The sequence below is a fragment of the Flavobacterium branchiarum genome (genome assembly GCF_030409845.1).
Lineage (GTDB): Bacteria > Bacteroidota > Bacteroidia > Flavobacteriales > Flavobacteriaceae > Flavobacterium > Flavobacterium branchiarum.
The window spans coordinates 1,544,515-1,570,906 of record NZ_JAUFQQ010000003.1 but is presented as its reverse complement, the minus strand read 5'-3'; the positions used below and the strand labels follow the sequence as shown (position 1 = coordinate 1,570,906).

The 26,392-nt window shown below is 34.3% G+C and carries 16 protein-coding genes; 5 read left to right on the top strand and 11 right to left on the bottom strand.

Features of this window, described 5'->3' with window-relative positions; translation table 11 throughout:
• Positions 1-23 precede the first annotated feature (23 nt).
• The 3 genes from QWY99_RS07610 to nagB all read left to right on the top strand — a co-directional run bounded on the left by QWY99_RS07610 (position 24) and on the right by nagB (position 6,593).
• Positions 24-3,227 (top strand): LamG-like jellyroll fold domain-containing protein, encoded by a 3,204-nt coding sequence (locus tag QWY99_RS07610; protein WP_290263353.1) that lies wholly within the window; start codon positions 24-26, stop codon positions 3,225-3,227.
• Between the two features lie 10 nt (positions 3,228-3,237).
• Complete coding sequence (nagA, locus tag QWY99_RS07605; RefSeq protein ID WP_290263351.1) at positions 3,238-4,353, top strand: N-acetylglucosamine-6-phosphate deacetylase; 1,116 nt, start codon at positions 3,238-3,240, stop codon at positions 4,351-4,353.
• A gap of 302 nt (positions 4,354-4,655) precedes the next feature.
• Entirely contained in the window at positions 4,656-6,593 is a 1,938-nt protein-coding gene (nagB, locus tag QWY99_RS07600) for a glucosamine-6-phosphate deaminase (protein WP_290263349.1), read from the top strand.
• 197 nt (positions 6,594-6,790) lie between these two features.
• Here nagB and QWY99_RS07595 read toward each other — a convergent pair whose 3' ends face one another.
• Positions 6,791-7,273, bottom strand: coding sequence for a MarR family winged helix-turn-helix transcriptional regulator (locus QWY99_RS07595; RefSeq protein ID WP_290263347.1), 483 nt, complete (start codon positions 7,271-7,273; stop codon positions 6,791-6,793).
• Between the two features lie 160 nt (positions 7,274-7,433).
• Positions 7,434-7,769, bottom strand: a complete 336-nt coding sequence (locus QWY99_RS07590; RefSeq protein ID WP_290263345.1) for a GNAT family N-acetyltransferase — start codon at positions 7,767-7,769, stop codon at positions 7,434-7,436.
• Positions 7,770-7,977: 208 nt separating this feature from the next.
• On the opposite strand from QWY99_RS07590, the gene QWY99_RS07585 reads away from it, so the two are divergent.
• A complete protein-coding gene (locus QWY99_RS07585) occupies positions 7,978-8,841 on the top strand; it encodes an EamA family transporter (RefSeq protein ID WP_290263342.1) in 864 nt (287 codons plus the stop codon).
• A gap of 1,072 nt (positions 8,842-9,913) precedes the next feature.
• Here QWY99_RS07585 and QWY99_RS07580 read toward each other — a convergent pair.
• Together QWY99_RS07580 and QWY99_RS07575 are read right to left on the bottom strand one after the other, a co-directional pair.
• Positions 9,914-11,233, bottom strand: coding sequence for a hypothetical protein (locus tag QWY99_RS07580; protein WP_290263339.1), 1,320 nt, complete (start codon positions 11,231-11,233; stop codon positions 9,914-9,916).
• A gap of 9 nt (positions 11,234-11,242) precedes the next feature.
• Entirely contained in the window at positions 11,243-13,714 is a 2,472-nt protein-coding gene (locus QWY99_RS07575) for a TonB-dependent receptor (RefSeq protein ID WP_290263337.1), read from the bottom strand.
• Between the two features lie 233 nt (positions 13,715-13,947).
• Here QWY99_RS07575 and QWY99_RS07570 point away from each other — a divergent pair, with 233 nt between their 5' ends.
• Complete coding sequence (locus QWY99_RS07570; RefSeq protein WP_290263336.1) at positions 13,948-15,000, top strand: helix-turn-helix domain-containing protein; 1,053 nt, start codon at positions 13,948-13,950, stop codon at positions 14,998-15,000.
• Positions 15,001-15,203: 203 nt separating this feature from the next.
• Here the strand turns inward: QWY99_RS07570 and QWY99_RS07565 are convergent, their stop codons facing one another.
• The 7 genes from QWY99_RS07565 to QWY99_RS07535 all read right to left on the bottom strand — a co-directional run bounded on the left by QWY99_RS07565 (position 15,204) and on the right by QWY99_RS07535 (position 26,304).
• Positions 15,204-15,668 carry an Mpo1 family 2-hydroxy fatty acid dioxygenase gene (locus tag QWY99_RS07565; RefSeq protein WP_290263334.1) on the bottom strand — a complete coding sequence of 155 codons (465 nt, stop codon included), beginning with the start codon at positions 15,666-15,668 and terminating at the stop codon, positions 15,204-15,206.
• 255 nt (positions 15,669-15,923) lie between these two features.
• Positions 15,924-17,165: a TMEM143 family protein gene (locus QWY99_RS07560; protein ID WP_290263332.1), complete on the bottom strand. Its 1,242-nt coding sequence runs from the start codon at positions 17,163-17,165 to the stop codon at positions 15,924-15,926.
• Positions 17,166-17,567: 402 nt separating this feature from the next.
• On the bottom strand, positions 17,568-18,569 hold the full coding sequence (locus QWY99_RS07555; RefSeq protein ID WP_290263330.1) for an isoaspartyl peptidase/L-asparaginase family protein: 1,002 nt from the start codon (positions 18,567-18,569) through the stop codon (positions 17,568-17,570).
• Positions 18,570-18,995: 426 nt separating this feature from the next.
• Positions 18,996-19,898: an ROK family protein gene (locus QWY99_RS07550; RefSeq protein WP_290263328.1), complete on the bottom strand. Its 903-nt coding sequence runs from the start codon at positions 19,896-19,898 to the stop codon at positions 18,996-18,998.
• A gap of 118 nt (positions 19,899-20,016) precedes the next feature.
• Positions 20,017-21,477, bottom strand: coding sequence for a glycoside hydrolase family 125 protein (locus QWY99_RS07545; RefSeq protein ID WP_290263326.1), 1,461 nt, complete (start codon positions 21,475-21,477; stop codon positions 20,017-20,019).
• A gap of 4 nt (positions 21,478-21,481) precedes the next feature.
• On the bottom strand, positions 21,482-23,767 hold the full coding sequence (locus QWY99_RS07540; protein ID WP_290263324.1) for a GH92 family glycosyl hydrolase: 2,286 nt from the start codon (positions 23,765-23,767) through the stop codon (positions 21,482-21,484).
• A gap of 260 nt (positions 23,768-24,027) precedes the next feature.
• Positions 24,028-26,304: a GH92 family glycosyl hydrolase gene (locus QWY99_RS07535; RefSeq protein WP_290263323.1), complete on the bottom strand. Its 2,277-nt coding sequence runs from the start codon at positions 26,302-26,304 to the stop codon at positions 24,028-24,030.
• Between the last annotated feature and the right edge of the window lie 88 nt (positions 26,305-26,392).

Sequence of the window (26,392 nt, the reverse complement as noted above, 5' to 3'; positions counted from 1 at the left end):
TTTTTAACCAAATATCAAAAATTATGAAAAAAACTGTACTCTTTTTTTGTTTGTGTTTTATGTATTTCTCCTGCTTAAGTACAAAAGCACAAAGTGGTAAGGTTTTAAACCTCGATGGCGTTTCGACTTATATGACAGTACCCGATCATTCCGATTTAGACTTTGGCATAAGCCAAAATAAAACAATTACCTGTTGGATAAAAACAACCACTACAACAGGAACACCACGTATTTTTGCCAAAAGAAATGGATCAACTGGTAACGGATATGAATTCTGGACAGGCAATGGCACAAATGGAGGAAAGTTTGCAATGAATATGAGTGGCAATGGAACTCCAACCAATATTAGCACAGCAGGATATTCTGCAAACTCAATTGCCGATGGAACTTGGCATCATATTGCGTTGGTAATCGATGCATCTAGTAACAGAACTATGTATGGCTATATAGATGGTGTCTTGGCAAATACTGGTAAAGCTTTTACCTCGATTACTTCCGATTTCTCTAATGCTTTAAGTTTTGTTGTTGGTGCAACGTCTGATGCAACTAACAGTTTCAAATGGGCTGGTCAAATAGATAATATTCGTGTTTGGAATAAAGCCATGACACCAGCTGAACTACAAACTGATATGTCAGCAATAATTAATACTCCAACAGCCAATCTTCTTGCAGCATGGGATTTTGAAAACATATCTGGCAACTCCGTTCCTGATGTTTCTGGTAATAATCATACAGGTACCCTATTTGGTTCACCTACTACATCAAATGCTTTTCCGATGGTGCTTACATTAGATGGGGTAAATGATTATATGTCGGTAGTTAATCATAGTGATTTTAATATCGCTAGCGGACAAAGCTTAACTATTACCTGCAAGATTAAAACAAGTGATTTTGCAAAACGTATTATTAGCAAGAGACCAAATAGCGCGGGAATCGGATATGAATTTATTAATAATTCATCTGCAGGAGGTGGACAATTTGGAGTTAATTTAAATACAAGTGGCGGAGCTGCAGGACCTCCATACGGAACATCGAATATAGCTAATAACGTTTGGCATCATCTAGCAATGGTAATTGATGTTGCTACAACGAGTTGTAAAATTTATGTTGATGGTGTTTTACAACAAACCAAAACAACAACAAATATAGGTGGTACAAATACGGTTACTAATACAGGAGACCTTCTATTTGGAACTGTTAGCAATTTTGCATCCTATATGAATGCGCAATTAGATGATATTCGCTTTTGGAACAAAGCAATGACAGCTACAGAAGTGCTTACAGATAAAACAGCAATAGTAACAGGGGCAGAAACCAACCTAATAGCTGCTTGGGATTTTGAAAATATAAATGGGGTAACAGTTCCTGATATTTCGGGTAATAACCATCCTGGTACTTTAAAAAACGGAGCGGTTGTAATTGCACAAACAAACGAAATGCAAATCAATTCCGTTTCATTAGTTCAAACAGAATTACCAACTGGTATTGGAGATTTAAATCAACGAATTGTAGCTGTAAAAGTCACTGCAACTGGCGCGATTAATCCGCTTACGGTAAACGCTTTAAACTTTACAATGGCAGGAACTACCAATATTACAGATGTGACCAATATCAAGATTTATTCTAGCGGAGTCACCTCCATATTTAATCCAACAACTGCAACCTTATACGGAACTATTGCTCCTGCAAATGGAAATCTAGTAGTTAATGGTTCACGAACATTAAGCTCTGGCGATAACTATTTCTGGATTACCTACGATGTTGCTCCCAATGCAACCGAAGGAAATATATTAGATGCCACTTGCGAATCAATCATAACCAATACAAACACCTATACTACAATTGCCAATGCAGTTGCAGGTAATCGAGTAATATTATTAACCAATACACTTTTATTCACACCAGGAGACGCAGGTTCATCAAACTATCGTATTCCAGCAATCATTACTGCTGCTGATGGTTCTCTGGTAACAGTAACTGATAAAAGATGGAATGGCGCCGGAGATTTAGCAGCTAAAATTGATCCCGTAGTTCGTCGCAGTACAGATAATGGTAAAACTTGGTCAGCTCCCTTAACCATTGCTAATTTTGGAGCTTCAACCGGAGTAGGCGATGCTGCATTAGTACTTGATAAAACTACTGGCGAATTGTTATGTTTAGTATCTGCCGAAAAAGGTTTCTTTGCTTCTACAAATGCTGCTCCTGCCAAAGTTTTGGTTATCAAAAGTGCTGATAACGGAATAACTTGGGGAGCACCACTAGATGTTACCAATCAAATTTATGGACCAAATCCAAACTGGAAAGGATTGTTTGTAGCCTCAGGAAGAGCGCATCAATTGCGTGATGGTAAACTTGTAGCTGCAATTGCCGTGAGAGAAAATGTATCTGGAACAGAACGCATCAATAATTATATGATTACAAGTGCCGATCATGGAGTTACATGGGCAGCATCGACAGGCAGAGCCGAGTTAGGTGGAGACGAAGCCAAAGTTGTTGAATTAAATAATGGAAATATTATGATGAGTATCCGTAATTCAGGAACGCGCCGATTCAATGTTTCTACAGATAAAGGACTAACATGGGGAACAGCTTACAATCAACCTAGCATAACAGACCCTAATTGCGATGGCGATTTCATTCGCTATACGTCTACCCTAGATGGTTATGACAAAAACCGTTTACTGCATTCAATTCCGTTTGCTGGTAGTCGCAAAAATGTTAGTGTACAAATGAGTACAGATGAAGGAACAACTTGGGCGGCACCTAAAACTATTTTTGCAGGAACATCTGCTTATTCAAGTTTAACAATATTACCAGATGGTACAATTGGGATTTATTATGAAAATGGAGAAAGTTCAACATACCAAATGTATTTTGTACGTTTCAGTCTGAACTGGTTAACCAATGGCGCAGATACATTTGTTCCTGCAAATAATCCTTCTTTAGGCATAGAAAATGAAGAAAACACAATATCAAAAGAGCAAAAATTTAGTGTTATATTAGAGCCAAATCCAATAGATGATCTAGTAAAAGTTAAGGTCAATAATGCTAAAGGGGCAGTAAACATCAAAATATTTGATTTATCAGGCAGAATGATACGTACTGAAACTATAAAACCTAATGAAACAGAAGCTTCGTTCTCATTAGGAAACCAAGCACAAGGCATTTATATTTTAAAAGCAAATGATACAAATTCATCTATTAGTAGTAAGCTAATCAAGAAATAAAAATATAAAAATGAAACAAGCGATTATCAATGCAACTGTACATACTGGTGACGAAATAATTAATAATGGTGTCATTATTATCGAAAATGGAACTATACTTTCTGTTCAAAAAGAAACTCCAAATGATATTGAAACTATTGATTTACAAGGAAACCATATTGCAGCTGGATTCATAGATATTCAAATAAACGGTGGCGAAACGCTATATTTTAGTCAAACACCAACCGAAGAAACAATTCAAGATATATATGATGCAAGTCTTAAGTACGGTACTACACATGTACTACCGTGCTTAATTTCATCATCCAAAGAAACAATTCTACAAGGAATTGAAGCTTTTCGTAGTTACAGGCAAAAACATAACAATGGCGTGATCGGAATGCATTTGGAAGGCCCCTTTTTAAATCCTTTAAAACGTGGCGCACATAGTATTGACCAAGTACGCAAACCAACTAATGCAGAGTTAGAAGAAATTATACGCCTAGGGAAAGATGTTATAAAAGTAATCACGATTGCCCCTGAATGTTTTACAGAGGAACAACTGAATATGTTATTAGAAAGTGGTATTACAATTTCGATAGGACATTCGACCGTTACGCATAAAGAAGCACAAGTTTATTTTTCTAAAGGAATAAAACTCGTAACTCATTTATTTAATGCTATGACTCAATTCGGACATCGCGAACCTGGTTTAGTTGGTGCCACTCTTGAAAATGAAAATGTATATGCTCCAGTAATTTTAGATGGCGCACATTGTGATTATGCTGCAGCAAAATTAGCATACAAACTAAAAAAAGAAAAGTTTTTCTTAATTAGTGATGCTACATTTTTAGGACGCAAAATAGCCGATTTCAAATGGGGAAATTTTGATGCTCATTTAGAAGATGGTTTCTATAGAAACAACGAAGGAAATCTAGCAGGCGCAACAATATCAATGCAAGAAGCTGTACAAAATGCCTACAATCATTTAAACGTAACGGCAGACGAAGCTATAAAAATGGCCACTAGCCATGTAGCAAATGCAATTGATATGGGAGATAGAATAGGTAAAATTAAAACTGGATTCCCTGCAAGTTTTGTCAAATTCAATGCAGATTTATCAGTAATAGAAACATTAAATTTTTAATACTATTTAAACAATATTACAAATGCTTACCAAAAACAAACCACTTTTTTAAATAATGAAAAACCCCATAAATCACTATGCTTTTTGGGGTTATTTTCATTGCTAACCACAAAATACAAGCCAATAAATAATTACCTAATCCCGATAAGGATTACTACTAAAAAACCATAAAACCATAAAACAATAATTAAAAAAGTCTAAAAGGCGTTTCACTCAAAATGAATCGCGTAGAGAACTACATCAAAAAATTAACTAAAGACAACACTCAACTTACAAAATAACCAACTCAAATAAATACAAAAATGAAAAGTGCTATAGAAACCAAACCAGATATTAGTTATAAAAGTGCTGGTAAATTTGAAGAAACACGATTTGAAAAAATCCACAATGAAATCTTCAAGAATTCTACCGAAGCATCGATAATTGTTGCGCAGGAAATTGCTCAATTAATTAGATCAAAACAAGAAAAAAACAAATCTTGTGTACTAGGTTTAGCGACAGGTTCTTCACCTATCAAAGTATATGAAGAATTAGTTAGAATGCACAATGAAGAAGGATTGAGTTTTAGTAATGTTGTTACTTTTAATTTGGATGAATATTATCCGATGACTAAAGAAAATAACCAGAGTTACCACCATTTCATGCATCAACATTTGTTTAATCATATCGATATTAAACCAGAAAATGTGAATATTCCAGATGGTACGGTTTCGATTGATAAATTGAATCAATATTGTATTGATTATGAAATAAATATTAAAAATGCTGGAGGACTAGATTTTCAATTATTAGGAATTGGTCGTACTGGGCACGTAGGATTTAATGAGCCGGGATCGCACATAAACTCAGGAACACGTATTATTACTTTGGATCATATAACGAGAGTAGATGCTTCTTCCGATTTTAACGGGATTGATAATGTGCCAAAAAGGGCCATTACAATGGGAGTATCTACAATTCTCAGATCCAAAAGAATAGTACTGATGGCTTGGGGACAAAACAAAGCCGATATTATCAAGAGAACCATTCAAGGTGATATTAGCTCAGAAGTTCCAGCTACATTTTTGCAAAACCACGGTAATGCAACTTTTGTATTAGATCAATCGGCGGCATCAGAACTAACACGTTTTAAAACACCATGGTTGGTAGGAGAATGCATTTGGAATCAAGAATTAAAAAGTAAAGCGATTGTTTGGTTGTGCCAAAAAACAAAACAATCTATTTTAAAATTAACCGACAGAGATTATAACAATAACGGAATGTCCGATTTATTGGCTCAAGAAGGTTCTGCTTACGATTTGAATATCAATATGTTCAATGTATTGCAACACACCATTACAGGATGGCCAGGAGGAAAACCTAATACAGACGATTCGCATCGTCCAGAGAGAGCCAATCCAGCTAAGAAAAGAATTATCCTTTTTAGTCCACATCCAGATGATGATGTTATCTCGATGGGAGGAACATTCTCCAAATTAATAAAGCAAGGACATGATGTACACGTAGTATATCAAACCTCTGGAAATATTGCAGTAACTGATGATGAGGCATTAAAGTTTGCTGAGGTTAGTAATGATTTTATTGCTGATGCAGGTGCAAAAATAAATTTTAAATCTGTGATTGAGTTTCTGAATAACAAATCGGAAAATCAAATTGATTCATTGGAAGTGAGAAAGTTAAAAGGACTTATCCGCCGTAGAGAATCGTATGCAGCAACGAGATATATTGGATTAAAAGATGAAAATACCCATTTCCTAGATCTTCCATTTTATGAGACAGGACAAATTAAGAAAAATCCGTTAGGGCTTGAAGATATTGCTATCGTAAAAAATATCATCGAAAAAATAAAACCACATCAGGTGTTTGCAGCAGGAGATTTAGCAGATCCACACGGAACGCATGAGGTATGTTTAAATGCCATATTTGCTGCGCTGAAGGAATTAAAGTCAAAGCCTTATATGCATGATTGCTGGTTATGGTTGTACAGAGGAGCATGGCACGAATGGGATATTCATGAAATAGACATGGCTGTACCGTTAAGTCCATCAGAAGTATTATTAAAACGCCATGCGATTTTGTATCATCAATCTCAAAAAGACAGAGTAATGTTTCAAGGAAATGACTCCAGAGAGTTTTGGGTTAGAGCCGAAGATCGCAATAAAAACACGGCGATTTTATATGATGATTTAGGACTGGCTGAGTATGAAGCAATCGAAGCTTTTAAACGTTTTGATTATTAATAAGAAGTATAGATTTTAGCAATTAACACAGATTAAAAAGGGGGCAAAAATTTTAATCTGTGGCTAAAATTCAACTCAAAAAAAAGCTTCTGTATAATTTTTTGTTGCCAAAATTCTATATAATTATACTTTTCATAAATAATTTATAAAATATGAAGCCATAAAAAAAACCGCTAATAGCGGTTTTATATTTTTGATTACGACTTACTTTCTTTTAGTTGAAGTGCCCGCTGGAAAAGGCTCATATCAGCAATTTTAGCTTCGGTTTCATTTATGGCTTTCAATAAGTTATTCTCATTATCCGTAATATCATTAAGAACTTGAGAGATAATTTCCCATACCGGTTTCATTTGTACAATAATAGTTTGTCCTTTTGGGGTAAGTACAATTAAGCGCTTACGTTCGTCTTCTTTATCTTTTTTAGAACGAATTAGTTTGTGTTTCTCTAATTCCTTTAGCAAACTAATAGTAGATGGATGGGTGTAACCAATCTCATTAGCAATTTCAACGACACTTAAAACACCTCTGTTGTGAAGAGTAAAAACTACAGGGAACCACTTCGGTTCAAACTCAATATCGAAAGATTTGTAGAGCAAGGCACCGTCTTTACGCAATTGTTCACTAAGGCGTTGCAACCTTGTTGATAAAGCCAAAATACCTAATTCATCTATAATATTCATATATCTAACTTAATTTTAAATGACAAAAAACATTATCAGCCCCCATTACAGGAAACGCTACGGGAAGAGATTCTTTCTCGATTCGAACAAAATCATTTCTTTCATAAAATCGTAAAGCTGCTTCTAATACTGATATTGTCCCCAAATATAAATCATGTATCTAATTATGTTGGCTAAAAGTAATCAATTTATCCAGAAGTTGTTGGGCAATAAATAGCTCTTTTCCTCGATATTCCTTTTTTACAAACATCTTTCTTATAGCCCCCTCCCTACTATCATCATATTTTACTAAAGCAATAGTGCCAACCAATTCTCCATCTGCAAAAGCGCCCCAAAAACAACCTCCCGGTTTATGATAAAAATTATTAATTTCCAGAAGATCCGGCTGGTCTTCTAAAGTAATCGGAACATTAAATTCCTTTTGCTGGATATTTAAAATCAAATCGATTACTGCATCAGAATATTCATTTTCGATAGGAACAATTACAACATTCATAGCTTACTATTTTATACATTTCAAAACTAATTAGTTAAATACGTAAATCAAAACTTCTCCATTAAATAATTCAAAAATGAACTAGTTAAAAAAACTTTTAATGCATTTAAAAATCTTACAAAAAACTTTACAATTCATTTAACTTATCAGCCAAAATTATGAGTGATTTTTTTTGTACTTTTGCGCCCTCATATTTTGAAGGATTCTCATGAAAAATAAACTAATAAATATACCACCACTTCCAGCAATTCTCTTAGCAATCATAAGTGTACAGTTTGGAGCAGCGATTGCAAAAAGTCTTTTCCCTTCTATTGGAGCGGCAGGAACAGCATCGTTACGTATAGGGATTTCAGCAATAATTCTATATTTAGCTTACAGACCAAACTTACGTAAAATAACTCCCGAACAGTGGAAACTTGTAATTCCTTACGGATTATCATTAGGATCAATGAACCTAATTTTTTATCTCGCAATAGAGCGAATTCCAGTTGGTTTGGCAGTTACTTTAGAATTTGTAGGTCCTTTAGTATTAGCCGTTTTTGGATCAAAACGCTTAATAGATTATTTATGGGTATTTATCGCTGCGATAGGAATTGCACTTATTGCACCATGGTCTGGTAACGGAATTGACATGGTTGGGGCTTTATTTGCTTTATTAGCAGGTGTTTTTTGGGCAACATATATTGTATTGGGCGGGAAAGTCTCTAAAGTAATGAAAGACGGTGATGCTGTATCAACCGGAATGTTGTTTGCCTCTCTACTTATAATCCCTTTTGGAATTATGGAAAATGGATTAAGCAACCTAACACCTAATCTTTTAGGAATGGGAATTGCACTTGCCTTACTATCAAGCGCTATACCGTTTACATTAGAAATGAAAGCACTAGGTCAACTTCCTCCACGTACCTTTAGTATATTAATGAGTTTAGAACCAGCTGCAGCATCTATTTGTGCTTTCTTATTTTTGCAAGAACACCTACGTGTAAGCGAAATAATTGCCGTGTTTTTTGTGATAATAGCATCTGTTGGCTCAACAATGACAGCAAAAAAAACAATTCCAATAAAGGATTAAGAATTTCTTTATAATTTTTAGAAGCATTTTCCAGCTATTCACTATATCTTTTCTTTGTTAAAGAAACAAAGAAAAGGATGCCGTTGCTATCTGGGCTAGGCTTTAGAATACCATTGCCGTTTTGTATTCAAGCAGAAACCTTGGTAGCTTTGAGCCTTTGCTACTTTGAAACTTCATTTATTGAGACTATTTCTCGCAAAGACGTAGAATCGCAAAGTTTTTTCGCTAACGTGCCTTTGATCCTCTGCACCTTTCAACTCTGAAACTTCATTTATTGAGACTATCTCTCGCAAAGACGCAGAATCGCAAAGTTTTTCGCCAACATACCTTTGAATCTTTCCTGATTTGAACCTTTGATTCTCTATTGAGTAATCAGTCTCAGTATTGTCATCCTGAGCGGTGTCGAAGGACAGTCCCCGTTTTCAGTTTTCTTCCTTTGAACCTTTCCTCCTTTGTTGCTTTGAGCCTCCGTCAGTGAGACTATCTCTCGCAAAGACGCAGCATCGCAAAGTTTTTTCGCTAACGTGCCTTTGAATCTTTCCTGATTTGAACCTTTGATTCTCTATTGAGTAATCAGTCTCAGTATTGTCATCCTGAGCGGTGTCGAAGAACAGTCCCCGTTTTCAGTTTTCTTCCTTTGAACCTTTCCTCCTTTGTTCCTTTGCTACTTTGCAACTTCAATTATTGAGACTATTTCTCGCAAAGACGCAGAATCACAAAGTTTTTTCGCTAACGTGCCTTTGATCCTCTATTGAGTAATCAGTCTCAATATTGTCATCCTGAGCGGTGTCGAAGGACAGTCCCAGTTTTCAGTTTTCTTCCTTTCAACCTTTCCTCCTTTGTTGCTTTCCTCCTTTGTTGCTTTGTAGCTTTGAGTCTTTGAGCCTCCGTCAGTGAGACTATCTCTCGCAAAGACGCAGAACCGCAAAGTTTTCCTCCTTTGAACCTATCCTTCTCTAAACATTTGCAAATCAGAACCTTTACAACTCAGAACCTTTACAACTCAGAACCTCAAAAAAAAAGCAGCGACTCTAAATAAATCGCTGCTTTTTTTTAGTATTGAAAAAAAGTATTAGAATATACCGATATAGTATTGATCAGCACCAGAGAATACTTTTGCACCAACAGTACCATTAGGATTTGCAGAGTTAACATCATAGATGTAGATATTTCCTTGTACACCAACTGGAGTTAAAGCAATATAGAATTTTCCATCTCTTACAACTGAATTTTGGTATTGTTGTAACCATAATCCTTTAGGAACAACTAAATCAACAATTGTATTGTTTTTAAAATCTACTCTTGCCAATCCCCATGAACCTGAATAAGTTGGTTCACCACTTGGATTAACACCAATCTGAATTTTGTCTTCACCTATTTTCTCATAAGGAACATAACCAATTCCGTTACCAGCATAAAACCAACCATTACTAGAAGCATCTCTTCCTAATAAGCCACTTACGCTAAATTTATAAGTTTCATCGTATTTACCATCTTTGATTTTTACAATGTTTAAGTCTTTTCCGTTGCTAACCATTTGCATGATTTCACCAGCTTCATTAAAGTGTTGTGTAGGAGTACGGTAACCATTTGTAGCCCCTTTAACATGCGAAGTACTAATAACAGTAGCATTCGCTAAACTTGGGTAATCAAGTACAAGAGTAAATGTCTTATCTGTTTCACCCGCTTTACCAGTTGCTGCGTTAAATTTGCTAACAGCTGCTCCATAATACAATTTGTTTCCAGAAACAACAGGACAGTCAATACGAGAAATATAATATCCTTCACTAGCCAAAGTTCCAGGAAGAACTAAATCAATATCTTTTTTAAAGTTAGTACCGAAATTCATTGCCTCTAAGTCAAGAATACCAATAGCAACAGTCATTTTGTGTTTTAAATAATCTTTATTCTCAGCTCCACCATATTGTGCAACTGCAGCAATATTATGTACAGACCCAACTTTATCATTCATTTTTGTAAAACGAACAGCTTTTACTCCTAATGGAATAGAAGCATCAAAAGTTGTTATTGTTTTATAATTATCAGCACCATGGTAAGTTAACTTGTCAATAGTACCTATTGTATAGTTAAGGCTATAAACAATAGAACCATCTGTAGAAGTAAATACTCTAGCAGTACGCGATGAAGTCATTGAATATCCTTTTCCAGAGAATGAAATTTCACCTTGAGAAATATCTGTAAGACCTTGAAGATAAGTTCCAGAAATACTACCTGAACCACTAGCAAATGCTAACTGGAAGCTTTTTTTTACTTCTGGTAATGTCGGAGCAGTTTCCCCATCATTATCGTTATTGCTACATGAGCTCAATAAAGCTATTGCAAAAGCACCAGAAAGTAATGTACTTTTTAAATTTCTAAATTTAATTTTCATTGTGATTGATTATTTTGAAGTTAATGAATATGTAAGTTTGGCATAAAATGCACGACCTGGTTTTTGCAGACCAAAATTGTCAAATATCTGTTGATCGAATATGTTTTTTGCATCCACACTAATTGTGAATTTATTAGATGGAAAAGTATAGGCAACCCCTATGCTATTAGAAAATTGTGTCGGAATATAGTCTAAGTTCTTTCCACCAACATTGGCCCAGTTTCTAAGAAATTCATCCACATAGCTAATATTATAATAGATCGAAGCCTTTGATTTTTTTGCAAATAAATCATCCTGATAATAGACAGCATTGATATTGAATTTAAACGAAGGTTCGTTTCTTATTTGCATACGATAAAACAAGTATGGAGCTCCATTGGCATCAAAACGAGTATTAAACAAAGACTCAAATTTTGATATATTAAGAGAAAGATTAAACTTCTTAGCATAATCATAAATTAACTCAGCATCTATCCCACGAGACAATACATTCTCTAGGTTTTCAAATTGCGAATACGTAAAGCTACCAGCTCGTATAGATTCTCTAATCATCCCCTTTGTATCTCTATAAAATAGAGAGGCATTTAACCTAATAGAATGACTATTAAATTTTAATCCCGACCAGTTTACACCAATATTAACATTGTGACTTGTTTCAGGTTTTAGTTCACCAGCTGGAGCAAGTAAATTGTCATTAATATTACCAAACAATTCGTTAGCACTTGGCAAACGCATAGCTTTCTCAGCAGATCCTAACAAATATAAATTAGGGTTTAACTCATACGATAATGTAATCCCGTAGCCACTAAAATCAGATTTTTTAGTAAATACTCTCATCTCGTAATTAGGAATACCCGGAGTAATATCTTGTCTAAAAGGCTCATTTGAAGTAACCTTTTGAAAATAATGCTTATAAAAAACATTCGTTCTCAGTTTTTGAGAAAAAGCTAAATTCTCATAGGTAAACGAAACAATATTTTTTTGTAAATCTCTAGTATTCTCTAATAGTTGCAATCCTAAAGGTTGTAATTCATCCGATATACCACGTACAAAATTATTATACATATAATTGGCATATATCGTGTTATTGCTATTTAACGTATATCCTAAGTTGGTACGAACAAACAAAGTTTTATCGGTATTAATCCCCAGAGTTTTAGCGCTAGCAACCTCAGCTCCACTAGTATACTTTACAAAAGTGCCATCAGGATACATAATTGGTTTACCTGACCAGTCATACATAATACCTACAGTATCTATTGCTTGTCTTTTTAGATAAGAATAACTAGCATCGGTTTTGAATGACAATCCTTTAGTCAAGAAATCGTTCTTACTATACGTTAATGTTGCTATACTAGAATTACGTCTCGTATGACGATCTCCATACACATTATCCATTGTAATACCATGTTGCACCTCTTTATAATCTTTAGATAAAATACCACCAATCATAAATCGATCTGCCCACTTTACATCAGTGAAACCAACTTCAATCTTAGTTCCGTATGATTTATAAGCATCATGAAACCGTTTTGCACGTTGGTTCGTAGTCGTTTTACCCGTATAATCTTTAAATGTTATGCTCTGCCCCCAAACTTCATAGTTATTATCACTATAATTATAAAAACCCGAAGCATCAACTGTTAAACCATTCTCTTTTCTATAGTTACTTGCGATATTCCATTGGTGCGTATTAAATGAGCCAAGAGAATACGATGTTACCAATGAATTTCTAGTTTTTTTCTTCAAGATAATATTGATTGCTCCACCTAGTGCGTCCTCAGAAAGGTTAGCAGGAACAACCCCTTTATAAACTTCAATACGGTCAATTAAAGCTGGAGGAATACTATTTAAAGAATAAGAAGAACCAAAATTAGAAGCAGGAATACCATCAATAAAAACCTTTACAGCATTACCAGATAAACCATTAATATTATAATCAATTCTAGATCCCAATCCTCCATCTTGTCTAATACGAACCCCTGCCGATCGGTCTAATAATTCATTGGTCTGAATCGACTGCATTGCCATCTTTTGAGTATCAATTACATTTACAGCAAACCCTTTAGTCTCGACCTCTTTTTTCTCAGTCTTAACATTAATTACAACTTCTTTTAAACCTAAACTTGATGAAGGCTCAACAATTAATAAAATTCTTTCGCCACTACCTTTAAAGTCAACTTTAATACTTTTTCTAGTGATTTCGATAGAGCTAACTTCAATTTCGTAATGTCCGTGTGCAAGACCTCTAAACTCAAACTTACCCTCATCATCCGTAATCATCTGATGTTTAGTGTTTTTAACAGCAACTGCAGCAAAACTAATTGGCGTGCCATTATCAAGTTTTAAAACTCCCGAAAGCGTTCCATTTTGTGCTAATACTCCAGATGGTAAAAAAAATAGGCAAATAAAAAATACAACAAATTTTAAAGACTGCGATAAAGAATGATTCTTTTTACCAAACACGTAACCATTTAACATATAGCTATTTATTATATTTTTAATTGTTTTAAAACAATCTATGTAGTTTTTGAAACCCATTACAAAGTAAAATTGGTATTATTAATTTCAGGTGCAAACTTACCCCTACTGACTCGGGATAAGGGTTTCAAATACGGATTATAACATACACAAAAAGGATTGTTTTTATTTAGACTCAATACATATATGGATTATATACTGTATATTTGCTAAATAATAAAGTAAGATTTTCCATGCAACTTAAAACCACAATAAAAGATTTAGATTATAAACTCTGTGACCAGGTGTTTTTTGAAGAAGTAGACCAAGCTTATGAACTTATCGAAGAAACCAATACCTTTAATCACCCCGAATATGGCAATATAAAAGACAGCCATACGCTAGCTGGGTCCTTTTTTATAAACTATATTGAGTTAGATTTACTTAAGCCTATTAAAATCGAATATTATACAGATGAACCAGCTATACAAATGTTCTTTTTTATGAAAGGATGTTCGAATCTGATGCATCATCAAATACATCTTTTGCCAGCTGGTACAAAACTGGCAAAACTACCAGCAAACCCAACAGTATCAGAATACCTATCAATATTAATTCCGAAAGACACCTACACTACGCTTATTGATTCATTAGATTTAGACCTTCAATTTATTGCAACTTGCTCTAATGAAAATCCAGCAAAGCAGATAAAATATAGCGAAATCATGTCTCCAGAAATTCTGACAGCAGTAAGAGATATCGTTTCTTGCGAAAGAACTGGATATTTCCGCAGAATGTATTTGGAAACAAAAGTGACTGAATTAGTATTGTTGCAAGTAGAGCAGTTAACACAAATACAAGACATTTCAATTAAAATTCCAAAAATTGATATAGAAAGAATGCATCATGCCAGAGAATTAGTAACGCAAAACATCGTTACTCCTTGCTCTCTAATTGACCTTGCCCGTAAAGTTGGGACAAATGAATTCAAATTAAAAAAATACTTTAAAGAGCTATATGGTACAACCGTTTTTGGTTATTTAAACGAACTAAAAATGAATGAAGCCAAACAAAAATTATTAAAAGACGAGTTAAATATTTACCAAGTAGCTGAATCATTAGGCTACAAAACACCTAACCATTTTAGTACTGCATTCCGTAAATATTTTGGTTATCCACCAAGTCAAATTAAGAATCAGGCTAATCAAATAGGAGCTAGTTTTACAAAAGCAAAAGAAATAATAATCGGTATGTTCTGTCCTTTTTTTACAGAAATAACAGCGCTAGATTTATTGTTTATTTATTAGGAGCAATCAATTTCTACAGTTTAATTACGTTGATTTCCAGCTATTCGCTATATCTTTTCTTTGTTAAAGAAACAAAGAAAAGGATGTCGCTACTATCTGGGCTAGTAATTACTTTAATCTTAGTTCATAACAGAAATACTAAAAGACTGAAACGTTCCTTTTTTCTTTACTTCTTATAGCTTCTGAACCTTTCTTGCCAACCCTTATTTCTTAGAGAACAAATTCTCAACCACCCACGCTGGACCAATCATTAAAAACTGAAGATCTTTAAGGAAAGAAGGTTTTTTTCCTTCAATATTGTGTCCGTAGAATTGCCCAATCCAAGCGATTACAAAAACACCAATAGAGAAAATCCATAATGGGAAGACTTGTCCGATGTAATAATTTACTACCAAGCAAATAGCGGAAAAAATTGCAATCTTAAAAGCCATTGCAACCGACAATCGAATATAAAAAACAAGCACAAAAAGTAATATGACCACAGCCCAATTCTCGATTATTGGAGCATTTAATTTTAAAATATTGGCAATAAAACCACTCGGAATACTCATTAATAAACCTACAATCGAAAAGTAAATTGCAGGAACACATACATAATGTATTACTTTGTTCTTCGGATTCTGATGACTTACAGCATATTCTTCAAACCATTGTTCTAATGTTCTCATAATTCAGTATTTAGGCATCCGTAAATCTAATAAAATTTCTTTTCCGTTTATCTATTTTTGAAAATTATTGAGAAAATAAGGTTCATAGTTGCAGAGGGACAAAGCAACAAAGGTTTAGTTTGAACTCAAAAATTGTCTGGCACTTGTGAGTTACCTCATGATTCGATATGTCTTTTTAACACAATTACCTTATACGCAAACAAAAGCCTTTGTTCCTTTGGACCTTTTTTTTTTAACCTTTGAGCCTCTGCAGCTCTAAGCCTCAACTACTTTCTGATTATAATCAAAAACGCCATCCCATAATTCGTCAATTTTAATGAGTGCTTTATCAAGCGAAATCACCTCCCATTTACCATTTGCTTCAATACCAAGGCCAATGCTTTTTAATTTCGACAAGGCATTATTTACATTAAAATCTAATTCTGTATTTAGCTTTTCCGAAAACCACGTTTCTATTTGAGAATCAAGTTCATCAGCCGACAAGGGGCTATTACTTCTATTTAAAAAAGCGTAAGCCAAAATAGTTTCCTTTAGTACTTCTTCTTCCGAAGAATTCAATAAGGAATAAAATGCACCACTGTTATTTCCAATGTTCTTAAAGTAAAGACTATCCGAAAGCATCTTCGAATATTTAATCTTTTTATTTGCAAAATTATTATACTGGCGAAATAAGTAAGCACAAAGTACTCCTAAGGCAATTAAACCTTGATTAAGCGAAGTTTTACTGTTTAGTAAATCAATTGCTTCCCCCGATTGATAAGCACCATACATCCCAATTAATGCAGGAATTACAGTAGTACTCAATAACGAAACACCACCAAAAATTCCAGGAACCCATAATAATAATTTATCAGTAGTTGACATCATCGGAACCGCATTCGGAAATATCGTTTCGAGATCATTTTTAGGAACACGCTTGAAAATCTTTAAGACTACAGATTCTGGATCAATTGGTATTTTCCCAAGTTTTACATTTTTAGCTTTAAGAGAATCAGCATCATTATAATTCAGATAAATCATGACACGATCATAATATTCAATCTCTATTTCTTTCTTCCAAAAAACATATTTCGCTACCGTTTCTTTAGCCTTATGACTTCCTCTAACATACAATTCGTACTCTTTAAAAGCATTAAAATCTATAGAAAGATTCAATCCTATTAAATCGGAGTCATTAATTGCTTTATCTAGAGTTTCCTTATCAATACGTCTGTAGTTTCCATATTCTAGAACGGTAAGAAGTGTTTCTTTAAAAACAGTGAAATTACTTTTGCCAACAAATCCTTCACGCTCCTTCGGACTTAAATCTGGGTCAAATAGGGCGTAATTTTGTTTTAGATTCCGATTTAGATTAAAGGCTTCATAATGATAATAATGTTCGATGATATCGAATAACTTTTTAAAATCAGCTGCATTTTTTGAGTCTTCACTGAAACTTGCTATTTGTTGTTCGAGTAAGAATTCCTTGTTGAAGGGAATATAATGTTCTCGTTTCATATGGACTTGTTGAGGCTTAATTTTTGAAGTATTTTCAAAATTTCTGAGGTCAAAGATACAACCCTTTCCTTTTAAGTTCATAGTGAAAATCACTCTTTTATGATATTAAAAATTTACTCAGAGTTACTAAGAAACTTAATAATCTTTGGAGAGTTACTGGCGAAGACTCTTCGTCCCTCAGAGTGACAAGATCGTGAGTAAACTATGTAACCGCAATCTTTGGGGAGCTGCTTGATGAGACTCTTCGTTCCTCAGAGTGACAAGATTGCGGAGAAACTAATGGACAAGATTACGATAAACTATGTAACAGAAATCTTTGCGGAGCTGCTTGAGGAGATTACTTCGTCTATCCACTATTCGCTCGGGTCTTCGTTCCTCAGAAGGACAAGATTGCGGGTAAAACTACTTCAAGAAATAATCGGCATCGATTAAGCGGTTTCCTGAATCATCGTGAACTGCATAATTAAAACCACCTTGAACGCAATATGAGCCATATTCTCCTGCTTTATTCAAGGCTATAAATCCTACCTGAATATCTTTTAAATCCTTATTTCTATTCTTGGTTAATTTTACAATTCTAGTGACAGCTTCTTCACACGCTTTTTGAGGTGATTTTCCTTGGCGCATTAATTCTACTACTAGATGGCAACCCGAAATTCTGATTACTTCTTCACCATGTCCTGTAGCCGTTGCCGCTCCAATTTCATTATCAACATATAAACCCGCTCCGATAATTGGCGAATCTCCAACGCGTCCGTGCATTTTAAATGCCATTCCGCTAGTTGTGCAAGCACCTGAAAGGTTTCCATTGGCATCTAACGCAATCATTCCAATAGTATCGTGATTTTCAATATTAGCAATGGGTTTATATTTGCTGTCTTTCAACCACTCTTTCCATTCTTTCTCAGATTCTTCTGTCAATAGGTTTTCTTTTTTGAAACCTTGTTCAACGGCAAATTGTAATGCCCCATCACCCACTAACATTACGTGAGGTGTTTTTTCCATTACAGCTCTTGCAACCGAAATTGGATGCTTTATATATTCTAAACAAGCTACTGAACCGATATTGGAATTTTCATCCATAATACAAGCGTCAAGTGTTACGCGTCCGTCCCTGTCTGGGCGTCCTCCATAACCTACGCTTCGTTCTTTTGGATCACCTTCAGGAATTTTAACCCCTGCTTCTACTGCATCGAGAGCATTTCCATTATTTTTCAAGACTTCCCAAGCAGCTTCATTTGCAGGTATTCCAAACTTCCATGTAGAAAGTACGATTGGTTTCTTTACTTTTTTAGGCAGCATAAGCTGTTGTTCTTCTGAATCTGTATTAAAAGATTGTAATGCTACAGCTACTGAAGCTATTGCAGCTGTTTTTATAAAATTCCTACGATTTGAGTTTGTCATACTTATTGTTTTAATAGCCACAGATTAAAAGAATCAAAAAAAAATAATTATGATTTTTTTTAATCTGTGGCAAAAATATATCTCCAATGTAAATTTATAAAAAACTATGCTTTTTTAATGCCACAGATTAAAGGATTCAAAAGGATTATCTTAATCTGTGAAAATCTTTTAATCTGTGGCAAAACCTCTTTGCTCTATAAATTTATAAAAAATTAGCTTTTTTAATAATCCGATGCAGGAGGAATCTTCACGAGAAACGCTATAATCTTTGGAGAATTACTGGCGAAGATTCTTCGTTCCTCAAAAGGACAAGATTGTGGTAAATTATGTAACCGAAATCTTTGTCGAGCTACTAAATGTGACTCTTAGTTCCTCAGAGTGACAAGATTGTGGCAAAACCTATTTGCTCTATAAATTTATAAAAAACTATGCGTTGTAAAGTAAACTTGTAGCACCTAATAGAGCAGCCTTTTCGTTATCTGTAGAAATAGAAACAGTAACGTTACTTCCAGCTTCTTTTATTTTTTTGTTAAATGACGCTAAGAAAAATTCACTTGCGTTTGCAATTTTACCTCCTATGATAAAACTATCTACAGAGAAATTCTTAAACCACGGAAGAACTATTGTAGCCAAATTTTCTCCCATTTCTTCAAACACTTTTACCGCCATTGTATCTCCCGCTTTAGCAAGATCAAAAAGCGCTAAACCATTATTCAATTTTCTTCCGCTTAAAGCGAAATAACCTGCTACTAGTCCGCGTGCAGAAACGTAATCTTCGGCTATACCTTCTTTGAATGGAAGATCGTATATTTCACCGTCTTTTGGAACTAAATTTCCTGTACTGATAGATTCTCCTTTATCGATAAAACAAGCTCCAAGTCCTGTACCAAGTGTAATTGCCATTACGTTTTTAGAAAGATTGTCTATGTCTTTAAAAACTTCCCCTTTTCCAAAACATACAGCATCATTCTCAAACAAAATCGGAAAATCATTCGAGAGATTCAATTTGTTTTTAAACAAATCCCTCACATTTAATCCGTAAAAATGCTCATATTTAGATTGCCCTTTTATCCAACAAACACCTGTATTATAATCAAATGGTCCAGGCATACAAACAGCCAATCCTGATGTTTTTTCTACTTTAGAATTTTCTATTGAGGTCGTAATTACTTTCTCCCAAATAGTCATCACTTCATCTACTGGCCTATTTGAATCAAATGACTCTTTATGCAATGAAAAGTCGATCACTTTCATATCGACTATATCTATAACCGCAGCGGTAATATGTGTACCTCCAATGTCTAATCCAACGGCATATTTTTTGCTCATTCTTTTGTATTTTTAAACAGTAAGAAATGAAGTGTAACTACTTAATTTCTTACTGATCTTTTTTTAGTTTTAGTTTTTTATCTTTTTCTGAAAACAAGCAATGCTTGTATATCTAATTCTAGATATTTTTATCTTTCAGAATTTGTGGATAATGAATGCTTGTATGAACTATCATTTCTCCAAAGAGCGTATTTGCCCAAGCAAACCATTTACGGGTAAACTTTGTAACATCGTCTTTATGGAATGATTCGTGCATAAATCCTGTATCTGCATTTGTTTTTATCAAGTTGCTAATACATGCTTTTATCTCTTTTTCATCAACACTTGTAATAGCTCTCAGAACTATACTCATTGGCCAAATAGTATCTGTTCCTGTATGTGGCCCTCCAACTCCTTCGCCTGCTTTTCCTTTGTAGAAAAATGGATTATTATCTGACAATACTACTTTTCTTGTATTAAGATAAAGTGGATTATCTGGTTCAATAGCTCCTAAATAAGGTAATGATAATAACGATGGTACATTAGCATCATCCATCATATGGAAACTTCCATATCCGTTAACTTCAAAAGCAATTATTTTTCCAAATTTTGGATGTTCAATGATTGCGTTTTCTTCTAATCCTTTCTGAACCTGTCCTTGTAGTTCTTTTGCTCTAGCTACTAAATTATCATCTTTTAATGCTGGTAAAGAGAAAATTTCCTGAAGATACCCAAGTACTTCTATAGCAAACATATTACTCGGTATTAAATATCCAAATAAAGTACTATCATCACTTGGTCTAAAAGTAGAAACAATTAATCCGCATGGCTTTACAGGATAACCGTAACCGCTTAATGGAACACCATCTGTGGCCCAAGCTGTAACTCTCTGGAAATTATATGGGCCTTTATCTGTCCAACGTTGTTGTTCTTTAAAAGTTTGCAATACCAAAAGCATTGCTTCTTTCCACTTACTGTCAAACAAGCTAACATCTCCTGTTTCTTTCCAATATCCGTGTGCTAATCGTATTGGGTAACATAAACTATCTATCTCCCATTTACGTTCATGAATACCAGGTTGCATCTTGGTCATATCATCCTTCCATTCGCTAACCTGATTAAAATCTTTGTAGAACGCATTAGCATAAGGATCTAGCAAAATACATTTTGTCTGACGGTTTATTACTCCTTTTACCAATTCAGCCAGCTTTTTATCTTCTTTTACAAACGGAATATACGGCCAAATTTGTGCTGTACTATCACGTAGCCACATTGCATCAATGTCTCCTGTAATTACATAAGTATCTGGTTTTCCATCGATGATTTCAAAATCAACTGTAGTGTCTAATGTATTTGGAAAACAGTTTTCAAATAACCAAGCCAATTCTGGATTTGCAATTTGCTTTTTGATTCTTACAATTGCTGCTTCTATTGCTTTACTAGTGAATTTTCTCTCTGCTAATGGTGGTCTTTTGGTAATAAAATCTTTCAATGCAAAATTGAAAACATCTGACTGCATTCCAAAAACATCTGTTTGAAGCGCCATTAATCCTGCTGATAAAATTCCTGTATTTTTTATAAATTTTCTACGTGATTGCATAGTATTATTTTGAGGTTGAATAAGAATATGGGTAGGCACTTGCTGAAGTTCCTCTTTGTAAATTGGGTTGGTTGCTCATATCAAAATTTAATTCGCCACCTTTTAATACATCAAAATGGTTGATATAATTTTTAGTATGAGTGGAGTTATTCCATTTTAAATCCTGTACATATTTGTTAGTTTCTGAATTATTTGGTGCATTTATAATAAACTGCTTTCCGTTTTCTAACTGTAATGTTACTTTCTTAAATAAGGGTGCTCCAAGTACATATTCGTCTGTTCCTGGACATACTGGATAGAATCCCATTGCAGAGAAAATATACCAAGCCGAAGTTTGTCCGTTGTCTTCATCACCACAATATCCATCTGGAGTTGGTTTATACAAACGGTTCATTACTTCTCTTGACCAATATTGTGTTTTCCAAGGTTGACCAGCATAATTATACAAATAAATCATGTGCTGAATAGGCTGATTTCCGTGAGCATATTGTCCCATATTCATAATTTGCATTTCGCGTATTTCATGAATAACTGAACCGTAATAACTATCATCAAAAATTGGAGGTGTTGTAAAAACAGCATCTAATTTGTCGGTAAATTTTTTCTCACCACCCATTAAATCAATTAACCCATTTACATCATGGAAAACACTCCAACTGTAATGCCAGCTATTTCCTTCTGTAAATGCATCACCCCATTTAAACGGATTGAAATTTTTCGGAAAACTTCCGTCTTTATTTCTACCGCTCATTAATCCGATTGATGGATCATACAAATTTTTATAGTTCATCATTCTTTTTTCGAATAAACTAATTTCGCTTTTTGGACGGTTTAAGGCTTTTGCCAATTTCCAAATGGTAAAATCATCGTATGCATATTCTAATGTTCTAGCAGCATTTTCGTTAATCTTAACATCATAAGGAACATATCCTAAAGTATTGTAATAGGCAACTCCTTTTCTTCCTACTGCGTCTAACGGTCCTTCGTTGTTGGCTCCATGTAGCAAAGCTTCATACAATTTGTTTATATCATATCCTCTCAATCCTTTTATGTATGCATCTGAAACTACTGATGCTGAGTTGTTTCCAACCATTACATTTCTAAATCCTGGACTTGACCATTCTGGCAAGAAGCCTCCTTCTTTATAATCGTTGATTAGTCCTTCTTGCATTTCTTTGTTTATAGAAGGATACATTAAATTAAGTAAAGGATATAAAGCTCGGAAAGTATCCCAGAATCCTGTTCCTGCATACATATAACCTGGCAACACTTTACCATTATAAGGGCTATAATGCATGATTTTTCCTTTTGCATCTATTTCATATTGCTTTTGCGGAAAACAAACTGTACGATATAAACAAGAGTAAAAAGTTTTTAATTGCTCATCACTTCCACCTTCAACAGTTAGTTTACCTAAAATCTTATTCCATTCTTGTTTTGATTCGGCTACCGTTTGATCGAAAGTTGCAGTTCCTAATTCGCTCTTCAAATTTAACTCTGCTTGTTCAAAACTGATAAATGAAGAAGCTACTCTTACGTTTATTTTCTCCCCTCTTTTGGTTTTAAAACCTACAATTGCGCCTACGTGATTGTTTTTTAATTCTAATTGATCTTTTTTCAGCACCTTGTCATGCCATGTATAATTAGTTTCAAATGGCTTATCGAATTGCAATACAAAATAGTTTTTAAAATTGTCTGGAACTCCACCACTGTTACGAGTAGTATATCCTATAATTTTATTCTCTGATGGAATTATTTTAATATAAGAACCTTTATCGAATGCATCGATTACGATTGAAGATTGCTCGTTTTCTGGAAATGTAATCTGAAAATGTGCTGCTCTTTCGGTAGCTGTAATTTCTGTTGTAACATCGTAATCAGCCAGATATACGCTGTAATAATACGGTTTTGAAACTTCTGCTTTATGGCTAAACCAACTGCCTCTTTCGTCTTCTGCAAAAGTTAGTTTTCCTGTTACAGGCATGATCGAAAACTGTCCGTAATCATTCATCCATGGCGAAGGTTGATGCGTTTGTTTAAATCCTCTGATTTTATCAGCCGTATAGATATAGGCCCATCCATCGCCCATTTTTCCTGTTTGTGGTGTCCAAAAATTCATTCCCCATGGTCTAGAAATTGCAGGATATGTATTACCGTTAGAAAGACTATGCAGAGATTGTGTTCCCATTAAAGGATTAACATATTCTACAGGGTCCAAAGGTTTAACTTGTGCATTTACAAAAATGGCACATTGTAATAACCCTAAAAAAATTAAACTCTTTATTTTCATGATTTTTATGTAAAATGTGTGTTGTAATGTGTGAGATGTGATTTGTGAAATGTAAGAAGTAAGCTGTCCTTCGTCTCCGCACAGGATGACACTATCAATTTCTGTAAACTTAACACTGTGACTGCAAGCTGTAAACTGCAAGCTGTAAACTGTAAACTGAATACTGTAAACTGAATACTGAGACTGTCCTTCGACTCCGCTCAGGATGACACTATCAAGTACTGATTACTGTAAACTGCGACTGCAAACTGAATACTTTCTTAAATCGGTCTATCAGATTTATTTACTCCAAAAGTTGCTGATGGTTTACTTCCCATATACAATTTTAATTCTCCTCCTTTAACAATCATATCATGTGTGATGTATGATTTTGTATATGGTTTCCCGTTGTATTCTGCTTTTTGGATGTAGATATTTTTATCACTGTTATCAAATGCTTTCAATGTAAATGAAATATTTTCTTTATGATGAATTGTAGCAGTCTCTACTAATGGACTACCTAAAACATAGATTCCATTTGCTGGATTAACTGAATAGAATCCCATTGCTGAAAATATATACCAAGCTGACATCTGCCCTAAATCTTCGTTACCACACAATCCGTCTGGTTTTGTTGAATAAAATTTATCATCTATTTCACGAACTAATTTTGCTGTTTTCCAAGGTTGTCCTACGTATGCATACAAATAAGGTATATGGTGATTAGGCTCATTTCCTTGCGCATATTGTCCAATTAGTCCCGTAATATCAGGAGAAATTTCTTCGCCTTCAACCTTGTCTGTTATCAGAAATAAAGAATCCAGTTTAGCTATAAATTTATCTTCACTTCCAAATAATTCAATTAATCCATAAGGGTCTTGTGGAACCAACCAAGTATATTGCCACGCATTACCTTCTACATAATCGTCTTTACGATGTGAAGATGAAAGTGGATTAAATGGTGTTCTCCAATTTCCATCAACTAATTTTCCTCGCATAAACGTTGTCTCTTTATCAAAATAAAGTTTGTACAAATTGGCTCTTTTAGAGAAATACTCATAATCTTCTGTCTTGTTCATTGCTTTTGCCATAAGCGCGATACAATAATCATCGATAGCATATTCTAGAGCATTTCCAACTGATTCTAATACTTTATCAGCAGGGATGTATTCTAATTTTTGAATATAATCCATTCCATCACGAGTTTGCATAGCAGTTTTTTTGATAGCTTCATAAGCTAATGCTGTATCGTAATCTCTATAGCCTTTAAAATAAGCATCTACAATAACTGCAATCGAATGGTTTCCGTTCATGGTGTTAGTTTCATTCCCCATTAAATGCCAAACTGGTAATCTTCCTTGTTGCTCGTAGATTGCTAAAAATGATTTAACAATATCATTAACTTTATCTGGTTGCGTAATGGTATACAAAGGATGCAAAGCTCGGTACGTATCCCAAAGTGAAAAAGTGGTGTAGTTAGTAAAACCCGCTTTTTCATATACTTTTTTATCTGTTCCTCTGTAATCTCCGTTTACATCATTGAAAATTGAAGGTGCAAACATAGTGTGATACAAAGCAGTATAAAAAACCTTTGCCGTTTTATCATCTGCTTTTATCTGTATTTTATTTAGTTCTTTGTTCCACTTTGAAGTTGCTTCTTTTACTACTGCATTAAAATCCCAATTAGGAATTTCGGCTTTAATATTTACGAAAGCATTCTCATAACTTACTGGAGAAATCCCAACTTTTACTAAAACTTGTTTGTTTTTTAAAGTTGCAAAATCTAAAACTGCTTTCATTTTTACACCTTCACCTTCATTGCCAGCTACTGCTGTCGTATTATCATATAAAGCCATATTAGCAATTGGTTCTGAGAATTCCATTGCGAAAAAAATGCGCTGATCTGCGGCCCAACCTGTAGAATATCTATATCCTACTAGCGTATGGTCATTAAGTTTTTTTATGAACGTTTTTACTGGCTTGTCCCATCCCACCCCATCGGCAAGATCTAGTAGCACATGTGCATCGGTAGTTGAGTTAAATGTGTATTTATGAAAACCAACTCTCTCGCTAGTCGTTAACTCTGCTTTAATTTTGTATTTATCAAGAAAAACACTGTAATAACCTGCTTTACTTACTTCATTTTTGTGTGAGAAATAAGATCCGTATCCTGTTACCATATCTTCTTTTGTCCCTTTGGTAAGAGGAACTTTTCCTGATACTGGCAACAAAAGAATATCGTTTAAATCTCCAATTCCTGTACCGCTTAAATGTGTATGCGTAAATCCTAATATGGTATTACTTGCATAGTTATAGCCACTACACCAATCCCAACCTTCAAATACATTTACGGGGCCTAACTGCACTGCTCCAAAAGGAACATTAGCTCCCACAAAAACGTGTCCGTGACCTGCCGATCCTATCAATGGATCTATGTATTTTGTGTAATCTAAATTATTTTGTTTTGCTTTTTTTTCTTGTGAAATTGTAGCTTGGCTAAAAAATATACTTAAAGCGAAAATGCCGCTAAAAACTATTCTGTTGTATTTTCTAATCATTTTTATTTTTTTTAATTGCTAATAAGAGATACTGAAATTATTTAGAGATAAAAATTTAATCGCAAAGGGCGCAAAGTTTTGCTATTTG

Bases quoted from the DNA above. Each gene is read 5' to 3' on its own strand.
- QWY99_RS07590 (WP_290263345.1), bottom strand. From the start codon at position 7,769: ATGAATGTTGTAATTGTTCCTATCGAAAATGAATATTCTGATGCAGTA.
- QWY99_RS07595 (WP_290263347.1), bottom strand. From the start codon at position 7,273: ATGAATATTATAGATGAATTAGGTATTTTGGCTTTATCAACAAGGTTG.
- QWY99_RS07555 (WP_290263330.1), bottom strand. From the start codon at position 18,569: ATGACAAACTCAAATCGTAGGAATTTTATAAAAACAGCTGCAATAGCT.
- QWY99_RS07560 (WP_290263332.1), bottom strand. From the start codon at position 17,165: ATGAAACGAGAACATTATATTCCCTTCAACAAGGAATTCTTACTCGAA.
- nagA (WP_290263351.1), top strand. From the start codon at position 3,238: ATGAAACAAGCGATTATCAATGCAACTGTACATACTGGTGACGAAATA.
- QWY99_RS07575 (WP_290263337.1), bottom strand. From the start codon at position 13,714: ATGTTAAATGGTTACGTGTTTGGTAAAAAGAATCATTCTTTATCGCAG.
- nagB (WP_290263349.1), top strand. From the start codon at position 4,656: ATGAAAAGTGCTATAGAAACCAAACCAGATATTAGTTATAAAAGTGCT.
- QWY99_RS07565 (WP_290263334.1), bottom strand. From the start codon at position 15,668: ATGAGAACATTAGAACAATGGTTTGAAGAATATGCTGTAAGTCATCAG.
- QWY99_RS07570 (WP_290263336.1), top strand. From the start codon at position 13,948: ATGCAACTTAAAACCACAATAAAAGATTTAGATTATAAACTCTGTGAC.
- QWY99_RS07550 (WP_290263328.1), bottom strand. From the start codon at position 19,898: ATGAGCAAAAAATATGCCGTTGGATTAGACATTGGAGGTACACATATT.
- QWY99_RS07610 (WP_290263353.1), top strand. From the start codon at position 24: ATGAAAAAAACTGTACTCTTTTTTTGTTTGTGTTTTATGTATTTCTCC.
- QWY99_RS07545 (WP_290263326.1), bottom strand. From the start codon at position 21,477: ATGCAATCACGTAGAAAATTTATAAAAAATACAGGAATTTTATCAGCA.
- QWY99_RS07580 (WP_290263339.1), bottom strand. From the start codon at position 11,233: ATGAAAATTAAATTTAGAAATTTAAAAAGTACATTACTTTCTGGTGCT.
- QWY99_RS07535 (WP_290263323.1), bottom strand. From the start codon at position 26,304: ATGATTAGAAAATACAACAGAATAGTTTTTAGCGGCATTTTCGCTTTA.
- QWY99_RS07585 (WP_290263342.1), top strand. From the start codon at position 7,978: ATGAAAAATAAACTAATAAATATACCACCACTTCCAGCAATTCTCTTA.
- QWY99_RS07540 (WP_290263324.1), bottom strand. From the start codon at position 23,767: ATGAAAATAAAGAGTTTAATTTTTTTAGGGTTATTACAATGTGCCATT.